General features: G+C 59.2%; 14 protein-coding genes and 1 rRNA gene. All 15 read left to right on the top strand.

What is annotated here, in order from left to right:
• Positions 1-134: 134 nt before the first annotated feature.
• The 15 genes from rrf to AC05K6_RS02900 all read left to right on the top strand — a co-directional run bounded on the left by rrf (position 135) and on the right by AC05K6_RS02900 (position 15307).
• A 5S ribosomal RNA gene (gene rrf / locus AC05K6_RS02970) occupies positions 135-252 on the top strand.
• 226 nt (positions 253-478) lie between these two features.
• The gene (locus AC05K6_RS02965) at positions 479-1387 is read left to right on the top strand and encodes a tetratricopeptide repeat protein (protein WP_448308492.1); all 909 of its coding nucleotides are present in this window, start codon (positions 479-481) and stop codon (positions 1385-1387) included.
• Between the two features lie 3 nt (positions 1388-1390).
• Positions 1391-2398 carry an HAD-IIA family hydrolase gene (locus AC05K6_RS02960; RefSeq protein ID WP_476727716.1) on the top strand — a complete coding sequence of 336 codons (1008 nt, stop codon included), beginning with the start codon at positions 1391-1393 and terminating at the stop codon, positions 2396-2398.
• A complete protein-coding gene (locus AC05K6_RS02955) occupies positions 2399-2575 on the top strand; it encodes a hypothetical protein (RefSeq protein ID WP_005294519.1) in 177 nt (58 codons plus the stop codon).
• Positions 2575-3426: a TlyA family RNA methyltransferase gene (locus AC05K6_RS02950; RefSeq protein WP_473963361.1), complete on the top strand. Its 852-nt coding sequence runs from the start codon at positions 2575-2577 to the stop codon at positions 3424-3426. The genes AC05K6_RS02955 and AC05K6_RS02950 overlap by 1 nt, the downstream gene beginning before the upstream one ends.
• The gene (locus AC05K6_RS02945) at positions 3423-4403 is read left to right on the top strand and encodes an NAD kinase (protein ID WP_293791155.1); all 981 of its coding nucleotides are present in this window, start codon (positions 3423-3425) and stop codon (positions 4401-4403) included. The genes AC05K6_RS02950 and AC05K6_RS02945 overlap by 4 nt, the downstream gene beginning before the upstream one ends.
• Positions 4404-4405: 2 nt before the next feature.
• Positions 4406-6112 (top strand): DNA repair protein RecN, encoded by a 1707-nt coding sequence (gene recN / locus AC05K6_RS02940; RefSeq protein ID WP_476727715.1) that lies wholly within the window; start codon positions 4406-4408, stop codon positions 6110-6112.
• A gap of 113 nt (positions 6113-6225) precedes the next feature.
• A complete protein-coding gene (locus AC05K6_RS02935; RefSeq protein ID WP_476727714.1) occupies positions 6226-6954 on the top strand; it encodes a hypothetical protein in 729 nt (242 codons plus the stop codon).
• A 178-nt stretch (positions 6955-7132) separates the two neighbouring features.
• Entirely contained in the window at positions 7133-8827 is a 1695-nt protein-coding gene (locus AC05K6_RS02930; RefSeq protein ID WP_476727713.1) for a hypothetical protein, read from the top strand.
• A gap of 36 nt (positions 8828-8863) precedes the next feature.
• On the top strand, positions 8864-10066 hold the full coding sequence (steA, locus tag AC05K6_RS02925) for a putative cytokinetic ring protein SteA (protein ID WP_476727712.1): 1203 nt from the start codon (positions 8864-8866) through the stop codon (positions 10064-10066).
• Positions 10067-10084: 18 nt separating this feature from the next.
• A complete protein-coding gene (locus tag AC05K6_RS02920) occupies positions 10085-11017 on the top strand; it encodes a copper transporter (protein ID WP_476727711.1) in 933 nt (310 codons plus the stop codon).
• Between the two features lie 63 nt (positions 11018-11080).
• Positions 11081-12748: a CTP synthase gene (locus tag AC05K6_RS02915; RefSeq protein WP_476727710.1), complete on the top strand. Its 1668-nt coding sequence runs from the start codon at positions 11081-11083 to the stop codon at positions 12746-12748.
• 25 nt (positions 12749-12773) lie between these two features.
• A complete protein-coding gene (locus AC05K6_RS02910) occupies positions 12774-13442 on the top strand; it encodes an NUDIX domain-containing protein (protein ID WP_476727709.1) in 669 nt (222 codons plus the stop codon).
• Positions 13439-14338: a tyrosine recombinase gene (locus AC05K6_RS02905; RefSeq protein WP_476727708.1), complete on the top strand. Its 900-nt coding sequence runs from the start codon at positions 13439-13441 to the stop codon at positions 14336-14338. The genes AC05K6_RS02910 and AC05K6_RS02905 overlap by 4 nt, the downstream gene beginning before the upstream one ends.
• A 75-nt stretch (positions 14339-14413) precedes the next feature.
• Positions 14414-15307, top strand: coding sequence for a ParA family protein (locus AC05K6_RS02900; protein ID WP_448307726.1), 894 nt, complete (start codon positions 14414-14416; stop codon positions 15305-15307).
• Positions 15308-15338: the final 31 nt, after the last annotated feature.

Below are 15338 nucleotides of genomic sequence, written 5' to 3'. Positions count from 1 at the left end.
TGCTTTGACGTTTAAAAGTGGTTTTTGTCGCAAGGGTTGTGTACTCGCGTTTGTTATGCAGTGTCTGGAACGGCACTACACACCAGCGAACCCTGGGGTTTGGTTGGGTGTGTGTTTTGTTCTGATTGTGGTTTGTCGGTGGTTGTTAGCGGTGGGGTCACGCCCGGTCCCTTTCCGAACCCGGAAGCTAAGCCTACCTGCGCTGATGGTACTGCACCTGGGAGGGTGTGGGAGAGTAAGTCACCGCCGGCATTAAAACTTAAAAGATGGGGTGTGGGTCGTTGTAGCCTTTTAAAGGGTTACAGCAACCCACACCTCATTTTTCTATGTCTAACTGCGCTGCTGCGGACAAGTAGGCGTCCCCACAAAGCCCAGCTCGATTGCGCCGGCGCAAAGCAGGAAACTAGGATTGATAAGGTTCACGGGGCGGACCCGAAAACCCGAAGACAAATAGACGACGGAAGGTGCACTCCCAAGCATGGTTGAGAATTCAAACAACAATCGCGGTCGTGGAGGACGACCACAGGGTGATGGCAAATTCCGCAACAAGGGTGGGTTCAAGCCCAACCGCGGCGGGCGCCCAAACCGTAACTCCAATAAAAAGCGCAGCTCTAACTGGGACACCCAGCGCGGCCCGCACAGTGGTCCTCAGCGCGCAGGTTACCGAGAGGAACGCCTGAACAAGCGCCTCAATGAACCCGAAGTGCCTCAGGATCTCGACCCCAAGGAGCTAGATCCTTCCGTACGCCAAGAACTCCGCAGCTTGTCCAAAGACAACGCAGACATGGTGGCGAAGCACCTAATCATGGCCGCCACTCTGTTAGATAATGAGCCGGAAAAGGCACTGGCTCACGCTCGTGCTGCGAAGGATCGTGCGGGGCGCGTTTCCGTGGCACGCGAAACCTGCGGAATCGTCGCCTACCACGCAGGCGAGTGGAAGGAAGCTATTTCCGAACTGCGCGCCGCACGTCGAATGGCCGGTGGCCCAGGCCTACTTCCTGTCCTCGCCGACTGCGAGCGGGGGCTTGGCAAGCCGGAGAAAGCCCTTGATGTCGCCAATGATCCTCAAGCGGATCAACTGGATGCAGAATCTAAGGTGGAGCTTGCTATCGTCGTCGCAGGCGCCCACCAGGATCTCGACCATCCAAATGACGCGCTCTCAGCGCTCGAAGCGCAGCTAGAAAATGCTGAGGCACCTGATGTCACTCGTATGCGCCTTTTCTACGCTTATGCCGATGCCCTCGTAACCGTTGGCCGCAAGAAAGAGGCTGTGGAGTGGTTTAACCGCGCCGCAGAAATGGATACCGAAGAAGTACTCGATGTGTCCGACCGTCTGGCCGAGCTGGACGAAGACCAAGAGGCTGCATCCCAAAGCGAGGAAAAATAGCCGATGGCCCACCCGCTGCTGGACAACTACGACGCACTTCTTGCCGATCTCGACGGTACGGTCTTTTCCGGCCATACCTCGATTCCAGGTGCAGCAGAAGGCCTAGCCGGTCGCCAGGTGATGTACGTGACCAACAATGCTTCCCGCGCACCCCAACAAGTCGCGGAGCATCTGAACTCGATGGGGTTTAAGGCCGACGCGGATCATGTTGTCACGTCCGCCATGGCGGCCTGCGATCTCGGCAAGCAGTACATTGCTGATTCCGGCGTCGACCAACCACGAGCATTTGTGATCGGCCACGAATCATTCAAACATTTGGTCGCAGAGGCAGGCTTTACCGTCACCGATACCGCCGACGACCACCCGCACGTCGTCTTCCACGGCCATAGCCCAGATAATGACTGGGCGCGGCTTTCCGAAGGCGCCTTGGCTATCCAGCGCGGCGCCCGCTACTTTGCTTCCAACTTGGATACGACTCTGCCCTCGGAGCGCGGTTTCATGGTCGGCAACGGGTCGATGGTCGCCGCCGTCACCTCCGCTACGGGCGTGACCCCGGAATCCGCAGGCAAGCCAGGCCCCGCCATGTTTCTGGTTGCTGCTCGGAAGATCGGTTCCACCAAGCCACTAGCCGTCGGCGATCGGCTGGATACTGACATCGCCGGTGGTAATGCAGCAGGTATGGATACTCTCTGCACCGTCACTGGGGTGTCTACCCACACCGATATTATTGACGCCCCGCCGTCCCACCGGCCAACCTTCATTGCAGGTAACCTACGGGATCACCTCGCCGGATGGTCCGCCAGCGTGGATCCGGGTACTGCTCGTATCCGCGTTACCGCTGGTGAACTTGGTGACGTGGAAATCATGGCCGCTGAAGCACTGGCCGTAGCCGCGCCGGAGGCATGGCAGCTGATCGATAATCCTGACATCTCGCAGATCACCTCCGCTGCGGATATCGACTTTGTGGGTGCAGACGCACAAGCCATGGAGGCACTAGGAGGTTGGAAGTAAGTGGGAGAGGGGCAGCCGAAACCTTCGATGTTGTCGGGGGACAGTAGGCGTCAACAAGAAGAGCTAGCACAGGCCGTCGACGAGTTACTGGCGCGTGATGTACACGGCGCGGAAGAAGCAGCCGTGTTGGAGGAAGCTCACCGGGTGGTTAACGAGGCACTCGGAGGCGAGCGCTGATGGCGAAAAGGGGTGCCAAGCTGCAGCGTCTCGACGCGGAACTGGTGGCGCGTAAGATCGCCCGGAGCCGGGAACACGCCCAGGAGATGATTAAATCCGGGCGTGTGACCGTCAATGGAATGTTAGCGAAGAAGCCCGCCAGCGGGGTGGACGGCAATGTCTCCATCAAAGTGGCGGAATCCGAAGACGACCGTTGGGCTAGCCGAGGTGCGCATAAACTTCTTGGGGCGCTGGAGGCATTCGAGCCGCAAGGGCTAACGCTTGCAGGCAAGACTGTTCTGGATGCCGGCGCTTCGACCGGTGGTTTTACCGATGTGTGTCTGGACCGTGGTGCTGCGAAGGTCAAGGCCGTGGATGTGGGCTATGGGCAGCTTATCTGGCGGCTGCAAAACGACGACCGGGTGGATGTTATGGATCGTACGAACGTGCGCACCCTCACCCCGGAGGCACTTGGCGGCGAAGTGGATCTGATGGTCGGCGACTTGAGCTTCATTTCCATCCGTTTGGTTCTGCCAGCTCTGGCCGCTTGTGTGAAACAGGGCGGAGATCTGCTGCCGATGGTTAAGCCCCAATTTGAGGTGGGGAAGGATCGCTTAGGACACGGCGGTGTGGTCCGGAGCCCTGAACTGCGCGCCGAAGTTACCCGCGACGTGGCAATTGAGGCGATGAAGTATGGTTTGAGGACGAAGGCCGTTGTCGCCTCTCCTTTGCCAGGGCCGAGTGGCAATGTGGAGTATTTTCTCTGGTTGGTCAAGGACGGCGCTGCGGTTTCGCCTAGCATGGGTGCAGAGGCTGACTACACCGGCCTGGACGAGATGATCGCAACCGCCATTAAGGAGGGGCCGCAGTGACCACACCGGGGACTGACCACGGCGCGGAACGCAGTGCCGACAACGGCGCCGATACAGGCAGTGACAAGAACGCGGAGCGCGAAGTCCTGCTGGTTGCGCACACTGGCGTACACGAAAACCTCGGGCTGGCTGCCGAGGCTGCATCTCGGCTACAAAAGGGCGGCATCAACGTCCGCGTGATGGCTACCGCCGACCCAGCCCCGGTAGCGCGCCACGAGATCCTGGGGCGCTTTAAGCGCTTTGGCCACACCAAGGAAGCGGCCACGGGCGTGGAAATGGTGATCGTCTTGGGCGGCGATGGCACGTTCCTCCGCGCTGCCGATATTGCGCATTCCGCGGATGTACCGGTTCTCGGCATCAACATGGGACATATCGGCTTCCTTGCAGAGTGGGAACAAGAGTCCCTGCAGGAGGCCGTGGATCGCGTGATCGATCGCGACTACCGCATCGAGGATCGCATGACCCTTTCCATTACTGCCCGCGATATGGATGGTCGTGTGCTGGGCACGGGCTGGGCGCTCAATGAGTGTTCGGTAGAGAACCTGAACCGCCAGGGTGTCCTGGATACGATCCTGGAGGTTGACGAGCGGCCTGTTTCCTCGTTCGGTTGCGACGGTGTTTTGGTATCGACGCCCACCGGCTCCACCGCCTACGCCTTCAGTGCAGGTGGCCCGGTTCTGTGGCCGGAGCTGGATGCGATTCTGGTGGTTACCAGCAACGCACATACGCTGTTCAGCCGTCCGCTGGTGGTTTCCCCGAACTCGATGGTGGCAGTAGAGACGAACCCATCGACCTCGCCCGCAACGGTTGTTATGGATGGTTTCCGCCAGATTCACATGCCCCCTGGCGCCCGCGTGGAGATTCGCCGTGGCCCGCAGCCGGTGCGGTGGGTACGTCTGGATTCCGCACCTTTCACTGACCGCCTGGTGCATAAGTTCCGTTTGCCTGTGACGGGCTGGAGGGGCCCGCGTCACTAGCAATGCTGCACGAACTACACATTCGCAACCTCGGCGTGATTGAGGAAGCGACGGCGGAGTTTTCCACTGGCTTGAGCGTCGTCACCGGCGAAACTGGCGCTGGTAAGACGATGGTTGTGAGCTCTTTACGCTTGCTTTCGGGGCATCGCGCGGATGCTTCCCGCGTGCGAAATGGCGCTGATAAGGCCAGCGTGGAGGGTATATTCTCTGCGGATTCCCCAGCAGTAGAGGAGCTGGTGGATCAGGTCGGTGGCTATATTGACGAGGGTGAAGTGATTGCTTCGCGCACGGTCAATGCCACGGGCCGTTCCCGTGCGCACCTGGCTGGAAAGACCGTGGCGGCGGGCGTGCTGGGGGAATTCGCTGGCCATGTAATTACGATCCACGGGCAGAACGATCAGATGCGACTGCTGGATCCCGTGCGCCAACTCGGCGCGTTGGATGACTATGCGGGTTTGGCTGACACTGTGGCCGAGTACAGGGAAAAGCGCGCCGAATGGTTGCGCTTGGATAAGGATCTGCGCCGTCGCATGGCAGCCCGCCGCGATCTTGCTTTAGAGAGCGAAACGCTCCAGCGTGCGGTGGAGGCTATCGACGACATTGATCCGCAGCCCGGCGAGGACGCTGAGGTTAAGGCGCAGATTAAGCGTTTGCAGGCCGCAGACGATATCCGTGCGGGACTTCAGCGTGCCCAAGCGGCGCTGGATGGTTTGGATGGCATGGGGTCAGGCGATGACTTTGGCGATTCCGAAGGTGCCGGTGCGCTGGTATCCCAAGCGGCTAACGAACTATCCGGTTTGGTGGATCCGGACGATGAGGGAGATAGTTTTTCAGATCTTGCTGACCGCCTAAATGAGGTTGGGGTGTTGCTGAGCGATATCTCCTCCGAAATCGGCCAGGCACTGTTGGACGTGCCGGACCCCGATGAACTCGACGGGCTTTTACAGCGCCAAACGCAGTTGCGGGAATTGCGTAAGTACGCCGTGGACGTTGACGGTGCCCTGGCATGGCGCGATCAGGCGCGCGAGCGGCTGGAGTCGATGGACGTCTCCGATGAAGCGCTGCAGAAGCTGCAAGATGAGGTCGCCTCTGCGCGGGAGGCAGCGAGCGCGATCGCGGGCAAGCTTTCAGGGGCACGCGTGAGGGCGTCGAAAAAATTTTCCAAGGCCGTTACTGAAGAGATCCGGGGGCTGCACATGTCCGCCGAGATTCGAGTGGACGTGCGGCAGCAGGAGGAGCTCGGGCCGCACGGCATCGACGAGGTGGAGTTCCAGCTGGTGCAGGGTGGCAATGTGAACCCTTTGGCGGGTTCGGCCTCTGGCGGTGAGCTTTCTCGCGTGATGTTGGCGCTGGAGGTTGTACTGGCTGCAGGTTCGGACGGTGGTCGCACGATGGTTTTCGATGAGGTCGATGCGGGCGTCGGTGGCAAGGCAGCTGTGGAGATTGGGCGGCGCCTGGCTAAGCTCGCGATCGAGAATCAGGTCATTGTCGTAACTCACCTGCCACAGGTCGCCGCATTTGGTGACGCCCACGTATACGTGGCTAAGGCAACGTCAAAGGATTCGGTGACCTCCTCGGTTCGTACGCTGAGCGAGGATGAACGGACAGAAGAGCTGTCTCGTATGTTGGCAGGGTTGGAGTCTGAAACGGGGCGGGCTCACGCCGAAGAGCTGATGGCGATGGCTACGGAAGCGAAAGCGGAGCTGTAGAAAATTTTTTGGCCAGCGGGCGCCGGGATGTGATCGGCGCTACAGTAGTGCTGTGTTAAGAGGGGGAGCGCGCACCCGCAGCGATCTGCGTGCAGTGTGAGGGGGCTAAGACGGTGAAACGTGTAGCGGCAAGTGTGTTTCTAATTCTTTTTGGATTCGCTTTGACTGCGTGCGGCAGCGAGGACGAGGAACCTGCCTTGACCGGTGCTTTTGCAGAAACGGAAGAGTTATCGACAAGCGACGGTCCTGTGGATAACTCGGGTTCAGGAGGGACCGAAGGCGACGGCCGTATGCTAAAACCTGAGGGGCACAAGGGGATGTGGTTCGAGACCGAGCCGACGGATCCGTGGGAGCACTATGTGTGGGCATCGCAGAAGTACGTGGGGGATCCCATCGAACTTCCGAAGCTAGAGGGGAAGGGGGATACGCAAAGTTTCCAAGGTCTTCCAGACATCTGTGATAAGCAAGTTTCAACACGCCTGAAAGAGTTAGGATTTGGTCAAGAAATATCTATTAATTCATCACTGAACTACACATGTAATTTTTTTGAGGAATCGCCGGTCAACGGATTTTTTTCTGAAGGACTATTTCAAGTTTCACTTGACGGTGATAAACAAATCGACGGTTATCGGAAAGAGGTGAACTACGCCCCTCGTCGTGAGGACGTAGTTCCCATTGGAGGTGAAGGGGAAAAGTCTAGTGAGTGTATTATTGCCAAAAATATGAGTGATGGAAGGTTGGCTATCGAGAGCCTTTCTGGGGGATCAGATAGTAGTGTTCAAGAAGTGTGTCTGTACTCAGAGTATTTCTTTCAAATTTACGACAACATAACTAATATTTGATGATTTATAGGGGTGGGGAATGATCAGGTTCGATGTTTCTGGACTAAGAGCTGTTCAGCAAAGTTTGCGATCGTCATTGATTGCGTTAAAAGGGTTGAAGACTGCCGGTCGAAGTTTAGGAAGTTACACTGGTGCACCCTCAGTTACAGGCGCTTTCTCGCAGCATCGGTCGTTTTGGGTGGGGCAATCAGGGTCTGCTGAGAACGTTCTCGATATTTTAAAATCAAATATTGAATGGCTCCAGGAGGTATTCTCCAACCAACTGGAAGGCTTCGACCTGCAGGAGTATTTCAGCAAGAAGTCCTTCGATCAGGTGAATTCCCAGGTCTCGGTCGCCGATAACAGAATGCGGAAAATTTTTATCCCAACCCGCGATTCTCGGTCGATCGACAACCTGATGTACAACACGCCAGTGACCGTGGCGGAGGCCACGATGCCGCTGACTTCGCTCATCACGGCATTTCAGGGGGACGATTCCGCGCCACTCGCGGTCGCGGACTCTTGGGAAAACGCAGCCAAGGCGCTCAAAAACTCAATGGATAACCTCAAGAGCGCATCTACCGGCCTGGCGAACTCCTCCGAGGGTTACTCATTCGACATGGCGCGCGAAGCCATCGACGATGTCCACAAAACCGGTCTTGTCGTAGCCTCCAACACCACCGCAATGGCCGGCTCCGTCCGCCAATTCCCGCTCGTCCGCAGCACCAACCTGCAAGCACTCGAAACCATCCAAGCTACAACCTCGCTGATCGCCGACCCTGCGGAACGCCTACTCGCCGAACAAGCCGCCGTCGCCAACTTCGTTTCCTCGCAACTGCAGCCATCCCTCGAGATGGTGCGCCCTCCCGTCTCCAACCTCGGGGTTCCGATCGTTGGGCACTCTGGCGGAGGAACTCTGGACGCCACCACCGTCTCGACCGCCTCCGCACAACCGACGGTCACGCACATCAACGGCCACACACATGCTGTTGCCCCCGCAAGCGCCACAGCTCACGGCGAGCAAGCTGCCGCCGCGGCAACGAATGCACCTAAACCCACCGCAGCGACCGCAGCCACTCACGCGGCTCCGGCACCAGGTGGCCTGCACGCTCCGGCTAACACACCTGCACCCGTCCAACCCGCAGCGGCCACAGCAGCACCTCAGGCGCCCGGATTTGCGCCCGGAGGCATCACGTCACCGGCGCAGGCACCGGTGAGCACGCCCCACCAAGCAACCGCGGCCACCGCCACTCCAACCGTTCCCGGCCAGGGCGGTACTTCCATGTCAGGGACGGAGAACCTTATCAACGCACAGAGCCGCTTCGGAACTGGCGGCGGCGCAGCCGGGCGCTCCGGCGCGGTGAGCGAACTGGGCACCAGGGGGAATGGCTCACAGCTTCGCAGCATTAGTGGAGGCGCCGGCGCCGGAACCAGCGCAAACCCCGTCACCGGCACCCCTAAGGCGGACTTGCGAAACGTCTCCACCACGGCACCCCGCCCGAACCTCCCAGGCAGCCTGAAAACAATCTCCAGCCCTCTCAACACCCCTCACGGGGAGAACGCGCACGCGAACACTCCTAACTCCGGCAAGGGTGCAACTTCTGCGGTCCACGGAACCACTGGCGCAAAGGGCGGTGCTGGAGTGAAGGGCGGCGGGAACGTGGCGTCCACAGTAATGGGAAGAGGAACAAACATTGGCCAAACAGGTAAGGGAGTGAAGGGTGGTCTGCGCGGGTCGTCGCTGAATTACGGCAAGCAGGATCGCTCGTACTTCCGGCGCCTTTTCCTTAGTGGTGAAGATCCGGTGATCGCTGGGAAGAAGGCACGCGGGCGTAAGGGATCCGACAAGGAGGGAACCGCGACGCAACAGACAGTGAAGAAGGTGATTCGTTAGGCCATTTCCCGGCGCGCCTAACGCAACACTGGCCACATGAACACCACAATGGTGGGCATGATTTTCTCCCGTAGTGACCAGCCCGGAATCAACGGCGCCACCCGTGACCTCACCGGACCCAAGGGATTTACTAAGGCCAAGATCTCCGAGGGCGACATCGCCATTGTCGACGAATCCGATATCAGCCGTGCAGCCAGCCAGAAGCTCATCGACGCGCGCGTTTCCGCCGTCGTGAACGCTCAACAATTCACCACTGGACAAGTGCCGAACTTCGGCCCGCAGATGATGCTTGACGAAGGCATCCTGCTGATCGAAAACGCTGGTGAAGACCTGATTGCTAAGGTGAAGAACGGCAAGAAGGGGCGCATCGACGACGGCAAGGTCTACTACGGCGACCGCTCCATCGGCGGAGGCGAGATCCTCGACATGGATACTGCGTCCTCCCGCTTCGAAGACGCTCGCGAGGCGCTCGGCGACCACATGGAGGCGTTGTCCGGCAACATGTCCGAATTCGTCCGTTCCGAGGCTCCTCTGCTGGTCGATGGCCTCGGCATCCCGGATGTCGATGTGGACATGGACGACCGTAAAGTGCTGGTGGCAAGCCCTGACGCGCGTATCGAACAGAAGCTCAAGGATCTGCGTTACTTCATGCGGGAGTACTCGCCGATTATCGTGGCGGTGGAAAACGCAGCCGACAGCTTGATCCAAGAGGGCTACCGTCCGAATGTGATCATCGGTGATCCGGAGAAAATCTCCAACGAAGCACTGCGCAGCGGCGCCACCGTTGTGCTGCCGGCAGACCCGGACGGGCATGCAGTGGGCTTGGAGCGTATTCAAGACCTGGGCGTGGGCGCCATGACGTTCCCCGCTGCCACGCAGAACCCGACTGATCTGGCTCTGCTGCTGGCCAACTACCACGGTGCTTCCATGGTGGTAAACCTCGGCGAGATCGAAGATCTAGATACCGTGTTCCAACGAGCACAGTCGCCGGACACTCCGTCGGCCTTGATGTCCCGTCTGCGAGTAGGGCCGCGGCTCGTTGATTCCACTGCTGTGGCCGAGCTCTACCGAGTTTCTAGGTCCGGCGGTGGCTGGATCTGGGCAATCCTGGGCATCCTGGTTGCCCTTGCCGTCATCATCGCGATTATTGGGTTCTCTGGCGATGGTGCGTTCGTAGATAACCTCATCGACACCTGGAACAGCTTCGCCCTGAGCGTGCAGGATCTGTTCAAGAGCTAGGCAGTAGACGGGATAAGCATGAGCAAAAACTCGAAAGGCTCCGCCGGCAAGGTTATCGCCGGCCTGAGCTTTGGCATCGCCGCAGGTACCGCATTGGGTTTCTTTGCCCTCGCGCCGAATGTACCGGGTGGGCCAGTAGCGAAAGATTCCTCCGCCGCGCAGCAGTTGAAGGACGAAAAAGCCGCGCGTGACAAAGCCGAGGGACAGTCTGCCGCCAGCGACAAGGTTCTCGGTTCGGTTTCGGGCCCGGCGGTGCGCAATCTCTTGCGTGGTACCTCGGTTAATCTTTTTGTTCTTCCTGACGCCGACCAGGCCAATACCGATAGCCTCAAGCGCCTAATCAAAATGGCTGGTGGCAGCGTTAACGGTGTTATCGAGCTGACGGATAAGGCACTGAGTGCAGATAGCGGTGACTCTCTGAAGTCCATTGCAGCCAACTCTTTGCCAGCGGGCGCGAAACTATCGGAAGACAAACTAGATCCCGGTATGCACACCGGCCAGCTGCTGGGAGCAGCCCTGGCAGCAGGTGACGAAGAGGCCAGCGAAACTGATCGCGGCATAGCCCTCGGTGCGTTGTCCAACGAGGATCTCATTGCCTACCAAGGAGACGCTCCAAAACCCGCGGATCTGGATCTGGTCGTAGGAGGCGATACCTCTGATGACGCGGCCCATGGCAACTACAGCACCAAATTCGTAGCTGACTTTGTCGCGGGGCTGGATTCTCGCACGAAGGGCGCTGTACTCGCAGCACAGGCAGGCAGCGCGGAAGATAACGGAGCCATTGGCCAGGTTCGTGCAGATAAGGATGCGAAGGAAGCAGTCTCCACGATCGACAACGTGGACACCGTAGCCGGACGCATCGCTACCATCCGTGCGCTAGGCCAGCAAAAGGACAACAAGGCGGGGCATTATGGGGCAGCTTCGAACGCGTCAGATGCTACGCCGGAATAGGCTTGTGTTAGGCTGAAACCCCGTAGATAGCGAAGTTTAAGCGTCGTTGATTCGGGAGTTACCTTGGCCACTAATCGTGCAAAGAACAGCACTAAATTCATTTTCGTCACCGGCGGTGTGGCGTCCTCGTTGGGCAAGGGGCTCACTGCGGCCAGCCTAGGACAGCTGCTTTCCTCCCGTGGCCTGCGTGTAACGATGCAGAAGCTGGATCCGTACCTCAACGTTGATCCGGGCACCATGAACCCATTCGAACACGGCGAAGTGTTCGTCACGGAAGATGGTGCGGAGACCGACCTGGATCTCGGCCACTACGAGCGTTTCCTGGATCGCAACCTCTCCGCTGCCGGCAATGTCACCACCGGCAAGGTGTACTCCAACGTGATCGCTAAAGAGCGTCGCGGTGAGTTCCTGGGCAAGACCGTCCAGGTGATCCCGCACATCACCGATGAGATCAAGGCCGCCGTGCTGGCTATGGGACAGCCAGACAAGAATGGTCAAGCGCCAGACGTAGTGATCAGCGAAATCGGCGGTACTGTCGGTGACATCGAGTCCCAACCTTTCTTGGAGGCTATCCGCCAGGTTCGCCACGAGGCGGGTCGCGAGAACATTGCCTTCATCCACGTTTCTCTGGTTCCTTATCTCGCTCCATCTGGTGAGCTGAAGACGAAGCCGACCCAGCACTCTGTCGCAGAGCTGCGCAGCATCGGTATCGTTCCGGATGCGATCGTCCTGCGCGCTGACCGTGAAGTTCCGCAAGCTATGAAGGCCAAGATCGCCTTGATGTGTGACGTGGACGAGGATGGCGTGGTTTCTTGCCCCGACGCTCCCTCCATCTACGACATCCCGAAGGTGCTGCACTCTCAGCACCTGGATAACTACATCATCCGTCGCCTGAACCTGCCGTTCCGCGACGTGGACTGGACGACCTGGGGCAACCTACTGGAAAGCGTCCACAATCCGAACGGCGAGGTCACCATCGGCATTGTCGGCAAGTACATTGATCTACCGGACGCTTATCTGTCCGTCGCTGAAGCCATTCGCGCAGGTGGCTTTGGTGCGAATGTTCGCGCTCGCGTGAAGTGGATTGCGTCCGACGACTGCGAGACGGAAGAAGCTGCCGCTGAGGCGTTGAAGGACGTCGACGGCGTGGTTATCCCTGGTGGTTTCGGCAACCGTGGCATCGAAGGCAAAATCGGCGCCATCACCTACGCCCGGAAGAACAACCTGCCACTGCTCGGCATCTGCCTGGGTCTGCAGTGCATCGTGATCGAGGCTGCACGCACTGCGGGTCTCACGGATGCTTCTTCTACCGAGTTCGACGCCAACGCCGCCACTCCCGTCATCTCCACCATGGAAGAACAGAAGGCCGCTGTGTCGGGCGAGGCTGACCTGGGCGGAACCATGCGCCTCGGCGCCTACCTAGCCCACTTGGCAGAGGGATCCCTGGTCGCAGAAATGTACGGCACCACCGATGTCTCGGAGCGTCACCGCCACCGCTACGAAGTGAACAACGCCTACCGCGAGCAGATCACTGAGGGGTCCGGGTTGCAGTTCTCTGGAACCTCCCCGGACGGCACCCTGGTGGAATTCGTTGAGTACCCGAAGGACGTGCACCCATACTTTGTGGCCACCCAGGCTCACCCGGAATACAAGTCCCGTCCGACTCGCTCCCACCCGCTGTTCCAGGGGCTTGTAGACGCAGCCCTGAAGCACCAGGCCGAGCGTTCCTAACCACACCCTCCTACACTGGGATGGCATGGATACACAGGGCACCAAAAGCAGCACACCGTACCGTGTCGTAGACAGCGAATTGCTGCTAGACGCACCGATTATCGGGGTGCGCCGGGACACGATCACTACCGCCACTGGAGAAGCTAAGCGAGAAATCGTGGAGCACTTCTCCGCTGTTGCCGTAGCCGCTGTGCGCGACGGTCACGTCATGATGATCCGTCAGTACCGCCACGGGGTGGGACGTCACCTGTGGGAAATCCCAGCTGGCTTGCTGGACATGGTGGGAGAAGATCCCCTTGATGCCGCTCGGCGCGAGTTGGCGGAGGAAGCTGGCCTGTGCGCGCAGACGTGGCATCTGCTGGGGGATGTTGTGACGTCCCCGGGGTTCAGCGAAGAGATGTGTCGCATCTACCTGGCCGAAGATTTGGACAGCGATCTCAGCGGTTTTGATCTCCCAGAGGGTGAGTTCGAGGAGGCGGAGATTGAGACGCGCTGGGTGCCGATCCCCGAAGCTATTGAATGGGTGCAGACGGGGAAAGTGGAAAACTCCATTGCCGCTATCGCACTGCTGCACTTGGCTGCCGGTACCCGCCGCGATGTTACCGAGCCCTTTAACTATCACTCCGGCCTTACCGAACGCCGCGCCGCCAGCGCTGAAGCAAAGCCGGGTATGGACATGAAGTTCATCCGTTGAGCCGCGAAGCAAACCATAAACTCGGCAGAGCCTATATCCGGCATCTAAAGACCGAACGGGACGTATCCGTACATACACTGTCGAATTACCAACGCGACCTGGATCGCTACCTGGAATGGCTGGATGCCAAGGCACTGGGAGATGTGACAGCCACAGATATCGAAGATCACCTCGTCTTTCTGCGTAAAGATCTCAACCTGGCGGCATCTTCGGCTGCTCGCGCGCTGGCGGCAATCCGCGGGTTGCATTCTTTCGCCCATGCCGACGGGCGCCTACCCTTTGATGTGGCAGCGGACGTGCCCATGCCTTCCCAGGGCAGCTCTATTCCCAAGGCGCTAAGCCTCGCACAGGTAGAAGCTCTACTGAACGCTGTGCCGGCGGGGGACGGGGCGTCGCAAATAAATATCCGCGACCGTGCGCTCCTAGAGATGCTTTACTCGACCGGGGCGCGCATCACGGAACTGCTGGATCTCGACGTCGACGATCTCGACCGGGAGCAACGCATGTTGCTGGTTCGCGGCAAGGGCGGCAAAGAGCGCATCGTTCCTCTGGGGCGCCCCGCGCTGCAGGCTGTGGAACGCTACCTTGTGCGCGCGCGTCCAAGTCTGAACAAGAAGGGCAGCCCGGCGCTGTTCCTCAACAACCGCGGGGCGCGGTTGGGTAGGCAGTCGGGCTTCAAAATCGTCGCGCAGGCAGCGGATGCGGCGGGGCTGCAGCATGTCTCGCCGCACAGTCTGCGGCACAGCTTCGCCACCCACCTGTTGGAAGGCGGCGCGGATATTCGCGTGGTGCAGGAACTCTTGGGCCATGCAAGTGTGGCGACGACACAGATCTATACCAAGGTCAGCCCTGAGCACTTGAGGGAAATTTGGGCCTCATCCCACCCCCGTACCTAGTGCGCCTGATAATCTCTAGGGTGTAATTATCGGTTGAATAGAACAATCAAGGGAAAGGGCTTGACGGGATAGCTGATGTCACGTTCACAGTCACACGCGGATGCGTTGTTTGATAAGCCCGATCAGCGCATCGGCCTCACAGGCCGACCGATCAAGGAGCTGCCGGATCCGGAACCGCTGGATCGCCACGGCCCGGCCTCCATCATCGCGATGTGCAACCAAAAGGGCGGAGTGGGCAAGACCACCTCGACGATCAACATTGGTGCCTCGTTGGCTGCCTTCGGCCGTAAAGTTCTGCTGGTGGACCTGGATCCGCAGGGTGCGCTGTCGGCCGGATTGGGAATCAGCCACGACGAGCTGGACGTGACCGTCTACAACCTTCTGGTCGATTCTTCTACTTCGATTTTTGACGCCATCCATTCCAGCCCCGTCGACGGTCTGGATGTCGTGCCGGCGAATATTGACCTGTCGGCTGCAGAGATCCAATTGGTCAACGAGGTCGGACGCGAACAAGCACTGGCCCGTGCGCTACGTCCCGTCATGCGTGACTACGACTTCATCATCGTCGACTGCCAGCCCTCCCTCGGCCTGCTGACGGTAAACGCACTGAGTTGCGCGGACTCCGTGATCATTCCCGTGGAGTCCGAGTACTTCTCGCTGCGTGGCTTGGCGCTTTTGATGGATACGGTGGACAAAGTCCGTGACCGCTTGAACTTCAAGCTGGAAGTTCTGGGCATCCTGGTGACTATGTTCGACCGCCGCACTCTGCACGCTCGCGAGGTGATGGAGCGGCTGGTGGAGGCATTCGGGGATAAGGTCTTCGACTCCGTGATTACCCGCACCGTGCGCTTCCCGGAAACTTCCGTGGCAGGCGAACCGATCAACACGTGGGCACCGAGCTCCTCCGGCGCTGTACAGTATTCGAACCTGGCAAAGGAAGTCATTGAGCGCGTCGCTCAGCAAATCTAATCTGCCGGAGCCCCCAGAGCAGTCCGAGCAG

This window comes from Corynebacterium sp. TUM25020 (assembly GCF_056388495.1).
The sequence above is the reverse complement of the archived record's forward strand: the minus strand, read 5'-3'. Positions and strand labels throughout refer to the sequence as shown.

Bases quoted from the DNA above. Each gene is read 5' to 3' on its own strand.
- AC05K6_RS02965 (WP_448308492.1), top strand. From the start codon at position 479: ATGGTTGAGAATTCAAACAACAATCGCGGTCGTGGAGGACGACCACAG.
- AC05K6_RS02960 (WP_476727716.1), top strand. From the start codon at position 1,391: ATGGCCCACCCGCTGCTGGACAACTACGACGCACTTCTTGCCGATCTC.
- AC05K6_RS02910 (WP_476727709.1), top strand. From the start codon at position 12,774: ATGGATACACAGGGCACCAAAAGCAGCACACCGTACCGTGTCGTAGAC.
- AC05K6_RS02950 (WP_473963361.1), top strand. From the start codon at position 2,575: ATGGCGAAAAGGGGTGCCAAGCTGCAGCGTCTCGACGCGGAACTGGTG.
- steA (WP_476727712.1), top strand. From the start codon at position 8,864: ATGAACACCACAATGGTGGGCATGATTTTCTCCCGTAGTGACCAGCCC.
- AC05K6_RS02900 (WP_448307726.1), top strand. From the start codon at position 14,414: ATGTCACGTTCACAGTCACACGCGGATGCGTTGTTTGATAAGCCCGAT.
- recN (WP_476727715.1), top strand. From the start codon at position 4,406: ATGCTGCACGAACTACACATTCGCAACCTCGGCGTGATTGAGGAAGCG.
- AC05K6_RS02920 (WP_476727711.1), top strand. From the start codon at position 10,085: ATGAGCAAAAACTCGAAAGGCTCCGCCGGCAAGGTTATCGCCGGCCTG.